This window comes from Kiritimatiellia bacterium, assembly GCA_025054615.1.
Classification (GTDB): Bacteria; Verrucomicrobiota; Kiritimatiellia; order CAIVKH01; family CAIVKH01; genus JANWZO01.
The window spans coordinates 1-7667 of record JANWZO010000037.1 but is presented as its reverse complement, the minus strand read 5'-3'; the positions used below and the strand labels follow the sequence as shown (position 1 = coordinate 7667).

5 protein-coding genes are annotated in these 7667 nt (G+C 62.0%); 1 reads left to right on the top strand and 4 read right to left on the bottom strand.

Translation table 11 applies throughout. The features are described from left to right. Positions 1 to 49: 49 nt before the first annotated feature. Genes NZ740_10680 through NZ740_10670 form a run of 3 tightly spaced genes read right to left on the bottom strand, consistent with a single transcriptional unit; the run spans position 50 to position 5090 of the window. Positions 50 to 2476, bottom strand: coding sequence for a ligase-associated DNA damage response DEXH box helicase (locus NZ740_10680; GenBank protein MCS6772465.1), 2427 nt, complete (start codon positions 2474 to 2476; stop codon positions 50 to 52). Further along, entirely contained in the window at positions 2473 to 4068 is a 1596-nt protein-coding gene (locus NZ740_10675; protein ID MCS6772464.1) for an ATP-dependent DNA ligase, read from the bottom strand. The genes NZ740_10680 and NZ740_10675 overlap by 4 nt, the downstream gene beginning before the upstream one ends. Continuing rightward, complete coding sequence (locus NZ740_10670; protein ID MCS6772463.1) at positions 4065 to 5090, bottom strand: ligase-associated DNA damage response exonuclease; 1026 nt, start codon at positions 5088 to 5090, stop codon at positions 4065 to 4067. The genes NZ740_10675 and NZ740_10670 overlap by 4 nt, the downstream gene beginning before the upstream one ends. A 782-nt stretch (positions 5091 to 5872) precedes the next feature. On the opposite strand from NZ740_10670, the gene NZ740_10665 reads away from it, so the two are divergent. After that, positions 5873 to 6925 carry a transporter gene (locus NZ740_10665; protein MCS6772462.1) on the top strand — a complete coding sequence of 351 codons (1053 nt, stop codon included), beginning with the start codon at positions 5873 to 5875 and terminating at the stop codon, positions 6923 to 6925. Positions 6926 to 6987: 62 nt separating this feature from the next. On the opposite strand, the gene NZ740_10660 is transcribed toward NZ740_10665, so the two are convergent. After that, positions 6988 to 7667: FtsW/RodA/SpoVE family cell cycle protein (locus tag NZ740_10660; GenBank protein MCS6772461.1), on the bottom strand; the 680-nt coding region annotated here is incomplete at its 5' end.

The window sequence follows — 7667 nt, the reverse complement described above, 5'->3', positions numbered from 1 at the left end:
GCGCGCTCCGGCATGCAGATCCATTCGCGATCGAACCATTCCACGCGCATCATCGCCGGCTTTCCGCCTCCAATTTCTCCGCCATCCGCCGAACGCGGTCCTCCCACCTCTCCGAACTAACCTGCGCGCGCTGCCGCTCGGCCCACAGCGGAAACGCAAACGGCGAAAATCGCTCCGTCTCAATAATCCGCAGCCGAGACCGCCCCGCGTCCTGCAGCGCCGCTCGCAATCGGTCCGCCTGCAGTTGGTCGCGCGCAACCTCCCGCCGCGCCTGCGTCAGCAACAGATTCCCCGGATCGTACCGCTGAAAAACCTCGTAAAACAACGTCCCCGACGCCTGCAGTTGTCGCGCCGTCTTGCGTCGACCCGGATAGCCGGCAAAGACCAACCCGGCAACGCGCGCAATATCCCGAAACTGATAGCGCTCCAGCGCGCCCCCGGCGACGCACGCCGCAAGATCCTCCTCAAAGCCCTCGAGCGTGAGCAACGCCCGCCACGAAGCCTCGTCCATCGCCAGCGGCGCAGAGCAAAGCAGTTCCAGCCCGTAATCGTTGGCCGAAATTCGCGCCGTGAGCGCCTGGCGGCGCGCCGCGCGAAATGCGAGAAATGCGCCCAGTCCTTCATGCGCAAGGCGGCCGGCAAAAGGGAACACAAACACGTGAAACCCTTCGCGCGAACGGGTGTGCTCGATCAGCCATTCGCCACGCCGCGGGATCGCCGACCGCTCCTGCTGAACGGCGAATAGTGGAGCAACAGCGCGCATTTCCGCATCAGCGAATACCCCTTGCGCGGCTTCGTCAATGCGGCGCCGCACGCGGGCGGCCAGATGCGTGGACAGCGGCAGCCGACCGCCCATCCACACCGGCACGGCGCTTGCGCCCGAGCGGGCCGCGCGCACCCAGATCGTCATGTCGCGGACGCGCACGAATTGCAGCGCGCGGCCGGCAAAGTAGAACACGTCGCCCGGCTTCAGTGGCCCAACGAACCGTTCCTCCACGGCGCCCAATCGGCCGCCCCGCAAAAAACGCACTTCCAACATGCCGTCGGACGGAATAGTGCCGATGTTCAACCGATGCAACCGCGCGACCGTCGGCGATTCGACGGTGAGCCCCTTCGGGGTTTCAACCACGCGGTGATAGTCGGGATAGGCGTTGAGCACTGGCCCGGTCCCGCGCACGTGATCGAGCACCCACTTCCATTCCTCGTCCGATAAATCGGCGTAGGCATGTGTGGTCATGACCTCGCGCCGAAGCGTTTCGGACGGGATCGTTTCGCCGAGGGCCGCGGTCACGACGTGTTGCACGAGCACATCGAGGGGCTTGCTCAATGGCGGCCTCGGTTCCACCTCACGCGCGAGGGCAGCTTCGCGCGCAGCGGAAAACTCCACCAGCTCGAATGCATGCGCCGGCACGCAGAGCACGCGGCTGGGTCTTCCCGGCGCGTGTCCGCTTCGGCCCGCGCGCTGCAACAGCCGGGCGATACCCTTCGGACTGCCCACCTGAATCACCTGCTCGACAGGACTGAAATCGACGCCAAGATCCAGGCTGGAGGTGCACACCACGCAGCGCACCTGTTCACGGCGCAGCCGCTCCTCGACCGCTTCGCGGTAAGCCCGATCGATCGAGCCGTGATGGATCGCGAGCAACGATTCGTCCCAACCCGTCGCCTCGCTTAGCGCGCGGTGCCACAATTCGCACTGCGCCCGCGTGTTCGTGAACAGCAGCGTTGTGCGCGCCTCGCGAAGGCGGTCCGCGACTTCGTTGACCAGTGTCAATCCCATGTGGCCGGACCACGGGAAGCGCTCAATTTCTGCGGGGATCAATGTTTCGATTTCGACGCGTTTGGGAATTTCGCCCCGAACCAATCGGCGCGGCCGCCCCACATGCGCGCCACACAAGACATGCAGCGCCTCCTCGAGATTGCCGAGTGTGGCGGACAAGCCCCACGTGCGCATCGAAGGATTCCACGTGCGTAATCGCGCCAGCAACAATTCGGTCATGACGCCGCGCTTGGACCCCATCAGTTCATGCCATTCATCAACCACTACGGTTTCCACACCGCTGAGGCGCTCGCGGCCGTCCGGAAATGAAATCATCACGGCAAGGCTCTCGGGCGTGGTGATCATCACGGCCGGCATCCGTTCTCGCAGTTTACGCCGCTGCGTCGCTGTCGTGTCGCCGGTGCGCGAACCCACGCGCCAGCCGGGTGCGAAATCGCGCATCGCAGCAGAGATGTTTTCTTCGGTATCGCGCGCCAGCGCGCGCAGCGGAGTGATCCACAATAGTCGCAATCCATCCGGTTCCGCTTCCGATGAACCGGCAACAGGGCCCATCAGCGCCGCGAGGGTTTTGCCGGTTCCGGTCGGCGCGTGGATCAAACCGTCGCAACCTTCCGCCCAAGCCGACCAGGCTTCGCGCTGATAGTCAAACGGTGTCCAGCCGCGCGCGCGGAACCACTGTTCGATTCGCTCCATCATACGCAGCGCGTCGCGTGCAGTAGTGCAGTCAGCACATCGAGTTGATCGGCATCCTCTGGGCGTTTGTCGCGTCGCCAGCGCGCAATCCGCGGAAACCGAAGCGCCACCCCGGACTTGTGCCGGGCGGATGCCTGAATGCCTTCAAAGGCGATCTCGAACACCAGCTCCGGTTTGACCACGCGTACCGGCCCATGTTTTTCGAGCGTATTGCGGCGAATCCAGCGGTCCACTTCGTTAAGCTCCGCGTCGGTGAGCCCAGAATAAGCTTTCGCGACGGGAACCAGTGCGCCATTCGACCACACGCCGAGGGTATAGTCCGTGTGCAAGCCCGCGCGGCGCCCGTGGCCGGCCTGCGCGTAGAGCAGGACGGCGTCAACCGTGTAGGGCTCGATCTTCCACTTCCACCAAGCGCCGCGCTCGCGGCCCACGCCATAGGGCGCGTCCAGCCGCTTGAGCATCACGCCCTCGACGCCGCGCGCGCGCGACTCGGCGCGGCGCGCCGCTAGATCGCTCCAGGACTCGAATGGAATTCGCGGCGATACACGGATCGGGCTCAACGCGCGCGTGATGATTTCCTCCAGCGCTGCGCGCCGTTCAAGAAGCGGACGCGCGCGGAGGTCACAGCCGCCGCGCTCGAGCACGTCGTATGCGACGAACGCGACAGGCGCTTGCTGAAGGGTCGCCGATGTAATCCGAATACGCCCGATCCGTTGTTGCATGACTCCGAACGGTAGCGGCTTGTCATCGCGCCAGGCCAACAGTTCGCCGTCCAACACCGTCCCGTCGGGCAGCGCGCGCGCGGCCGATTCGATCTCGGGATATCGATCCGTGACGAGTTCCTCTCCGCGCGTCCAGATGGCGACGCGCCCTTCGCGCCGGATCACCTGTGCGCGGATCCCGTCCCATTTCCATTCCGCCTGCCAGTTTGAGGGAGCGCCCAACGTGGAGATGTCCTCTTCCAGCGGATAGGCGAGGTAAAACGGATACGGACGCAGCGCCGACTCGAGCGCCTGATTCTGCGACAGGATTTCCTGATAGAACGCCGCGCTCGGCGTCCAATCGCCCATCAAGCGGTGTGCGATCTCCGCGGCGTCGATTCCCGAAACCGCGGCGAGCGCGCGCTCGACCAAGGCGCGAGAGACACCCACCCGAAATCCGCCGGTTAGCAACTTGTGATAGAGAAATCGCTCATCGCCATCCAATTCGCGCCAGGTCTGTTCGACCAACGCGCGGCGCTGCTCCGGGCCGGCCTCGCGCAAGGGTCGCACGCGCTGTTCAATAAGGTCTGCAAGACCCCACTCGCGCGGCGCGCTCGCGGGTGGCAGCAGCAACGAGAGCGTCTCTGCAAGATCGCCGGCTGCTGCGTACGATTCTTCGACCAACCACGGCGGCAGTCCGGTCGCCGCGCTGACCCATTCGCGCAATTCCGAGGGACTGATCACACGAGGAAATCGCCGACCGATCAGAAAAAACAGGCCCCACGCGGCGTCGTCCGGAGCAGCGGATCGAAAAAACGTCTCGAGCGCGGCAAGCTTGTCGCTGGTCTTGGTGCTGCGGTCGAGGCGCTGGTAGAGCTGGGTAAAATGCTTCATGGCGGTTCGGACGCATCGGGCATCTCGGATTTCATTTCATGATCTTCGCCTGCAAACTCGGTGCGCAGCACATCGGCATTTCGGCCCTGCTCGCGAAGATATCGGGCCAGAGCATCCCCGTAGCCGTGGGTGAGGCCGATCCATTCCGCGCCCGATTCCTCAATCGTTTGCAGTAACGCGGGCCAGTCGGCATGGTCCGAGATCACAAAGCCGCGGTCCGCGCCACGCCGGCGGCGCGCGCCGCGCACACGCATCCACCCGGAGGCAAACCCGATCGAGTATGGCGCCCATTTGCGGAGCCACGGCGTATTTTGCGCCGAAGGCGGCGCGATCAGCAGCGCGCGGCCGCGCAGCGCTTTGGCGTCCTCCGCCTGCGCCTTGCGCGCCGGCGCAAGCGCGACGCCCGCCGCGCGGTATAGCTCGACGAATCGCTCCACCGCGCCGTGGTAAAGGATCGGCCCGATCTCCGGATTGAGCATCGCGAGCAGCCGCTGCGCTTTGCCGACCGCATAGGTGAGCAACACTGAGGTGCGGCTAGCCTCCTGATTTTCCCGCCACCATGCGTGAAGATCGTCCATGACGCTCGCAACCGGCGGCCATTGGTAAATCGGCAGCGCAAATGTGCTTTCCATAATCAGCTCATCGCAGCGGAGCGGCTCATATAGATCCGCCGTGGGATCCGCATCGCGCTTGAAATCGCCCGTCACTACTGACACCCGGCCACGAACCTCCACGCGAATCTGCGACGCCCCGCGCATGTGGCCGGCGGGGTGAAAAGAGACCCACGCGTCGCCAATGCGGCGACGCTCGCCATAGGGTATCGATTCAACGGTGGCGCCGACTCGCTCCCGAACGAGGGGCGCACCCGGAGCCGCCGTCAAATAGGCCGCATGACCCGGCCGCGCGTGATCGCTGTGCGCGTGGGTAATCAGGGCGCGCGCAACCGGCCGCCAGGGGTCGATGAAAAAGTCACCCGCGGCACAGTAAAGACCGGAGGACGTCGATTCAATTAATCGCTCCATCAAGATGATATCGAGTAGCAGCGCAGCGCCTTACCCGCAACCGCACGCTCGGTATACGCGACACACGTTATGCAGCAACGCAGTAACGTATGAATCCCGGCTCCTCCTGGACTTTCTCTAAATACAACATCCTGTCCCTGAATGCCATGAACCGCGGCCTCTGAAAACCATTTAGGCTTATCGGTGCTCATTTCCGAATCGCGAATCTTTTCTGGCCAAAACCAGAAATTCCACCGCCGGAGTATCCGATTAACTCCAATCGATTCCTCCTATCGAAGGGTTGACGATTGCGCGTTTTTTTGAACGATATATCGCTACCTGACCTACACACAATGCTGGCCAGACGGATCCAGGCTATCATCCTTCTGATGATATTTCTGCTTTCGCAGAACATTCATCTGCCCGTGATACAGGTTGTGGGCTGGGCCGGCATGCTTGTCTCCTATAGCCGCGCGTATTCGTTCCGCGACGCGCTGACGATGACATTCGACGGGCAACATCCGTGTCCGCTCTGCAAGTTTGTCGAATCTCAGAATGTTGCAGATAAAAAAGAGATTACCGCTTGCGAATTTGCGATCGATAGAACTTATCTGCGTCCGGGGTCGCTATGCGTACCTGAACCGCCTTGGAAAACCTGTGATTGGACGTTCATCGCATTCACATATCCTCCCGGAAACCACCCGCCCGAGCGTCCCCCTCCGCGCCATTTGGTTTAGCGCCGAAAATTAGAATCACTGAACGCTTCTGACCGGGCAATACCGGATCAGGGTCTAGTTGGTTATTTGAACTTATCTTTTCATCTTTTGAAATATCATGAGGTTTTTGTCATGAATAAATATCTTCTTATATTTGTTTGCACCTTTATGGGGTTTGTCGCGGGCACATACTCCTGCGACATCCATGGGACGCCAACGCTGCCGGTGGGGAGTGTTAAGGATTCGACGGCTGCCGGCATGCACATTCATCAAAGTCTGTACGACGAAGACAATGGCGACTTTAGAAGCCTGTCTGTACAGGCGATCGTGGCGGGCCGCTTCAGCTCTGTCTGGGGGTGGCAACTCGCGGTTCCTTATGTTGATCGCGAATTAGGGGAGGATTCAGAGTCCGGACTAGGCGATGCGACGGCCCTGCTTTTCTACCGTCTATGGGAAAAGCATGACGACGCGCCAGCCCTGCTTGACCTGTATGCCGGCGTCAAATTGCCGACAGGCGACAGCGATCGGCTTGCCGAAGAATCGATGGGTCACCATCACGCCGCCAACGGCGGATCTTCAGACATGCACAGCGGGATATCCGGACGGCTTGTTGGTCACGCCGGACATGAACATCACGGGCAATCCCATTCGGATAAGCATGGATCTGCCGAAACATCAGCCGGAGCGTCTGATGTCGGCCACACCCACCATTCCGGAGGCCATCATGTGGCGCCGGGTTCGGGATCGTGGGATGGCGTCCTCGGCCTGCGCGGCTTGTGGAGACAAGGCAGTTGGGGCTTTTTCGCCGACGGTCAATACAATCTTCGTACGGAAGGCGACCATGACTTCAAATTCGGCGACGAAATTATAGCCCGCATCGCAGGAGGCTACTATTTCACGGACGCCATCTGGGCGGGGCTGGAACTGAGTGGCGAGTGGCGCGCCGAAAATGAAATAAGGGGAGAAAAGGTATCCGGCTCTGACAAATCCTCCTCCTACGTTGCCCCCTCCACCCAGATCACACTTGGAGAGCATTTTTCGCTCAATGCCGCGTTGGATCTTCCGCTTTCCGATCGCGATAAGGGACTGGCCGGGTCTGCCGATCAGCGGATACGGCTGAGCGCTGTCTATCTATTCTGATCTGAGACGCAACCAACGAAACAGTACGGCCGCCCGCCGGCGCTCGCTACTGGCGGGCGGCCTTATTTTTTGGAGCGGCTTAGTCCGCTCGAGTCTGATAGTGCGAGCAGAATTCCCAACATTACGAGGCTCGTGACGAGTGAACTGCCGCCATGGCTGATGAACGGCAGGGTCAGGCCGGTCAGCGGCAGCGCTTTCGTGACTCCGCCGATGTTGAACAGAGTTTGCAGCGCGAGGATCGTCGTCAGGCCGGTGGCGAGCGCCTGCGGGAACGGGTCTTTCAGGCTATCGGCGATGCGGTAGCCGCGATGGAAGAGCAGCAGATACGAGGAGAGAACCAGCCCGCATCCGACAAACCCGAGTTCCTCAGCCAGCGCGGCATACACGAAGTCGGACGACGCGATTGGCACCGTTGTCGGATGCCCCGCGCCCAGGCCGGCTCCCCACCACCCGCCGCTGGCCATTGCGGAAAGCCCCTGCAGAATTTGCCATCCGCGCCCCGTGGGATCCTCAAAGGGGTCGAGCCACACATCCAGCCGCCCCGCACCGTGCGGCACAAAATGCCAGATCACAAAAGCAGCGCCTGCAAGCGCCGCAAGCCCTGCCAACGCATAGCTCGCGCGGCCGGTAACCAGCACGATCATGCACATCAGCGTGCTGTTCAACAGCGCGATCATGCCGAAATCCCGGATCGCAACGAGCAGTGCCATCGGCGCTAGCCAGAAGACGGCCATCGACAACA

Bases quoted from the DNA above. Each gene is read 5' to 3' on its own strand.
- NZ740_10680 (MCS6772465.1), bottom strand. From the start codon at position 2,476: ATGATGGAGCGAATCGAACAGTGGTTCCGCGCGCGCGGCTGGACACCG.
- NZ740_10675 (MCS6772464.1), bottom strand. From the start codon at position 4,068: ATGAAGCATTTTACCCAGCTCTACCAGCGCCTCGACCGCAGCACCAAG.
- NZ740_10670 (MCS6772463.1), bottom strand. From the start codon at position 5,090: ATGGAGCGATTAATTGAATCGACGTCCTCCGGTCTTTACTGTGCCGCG.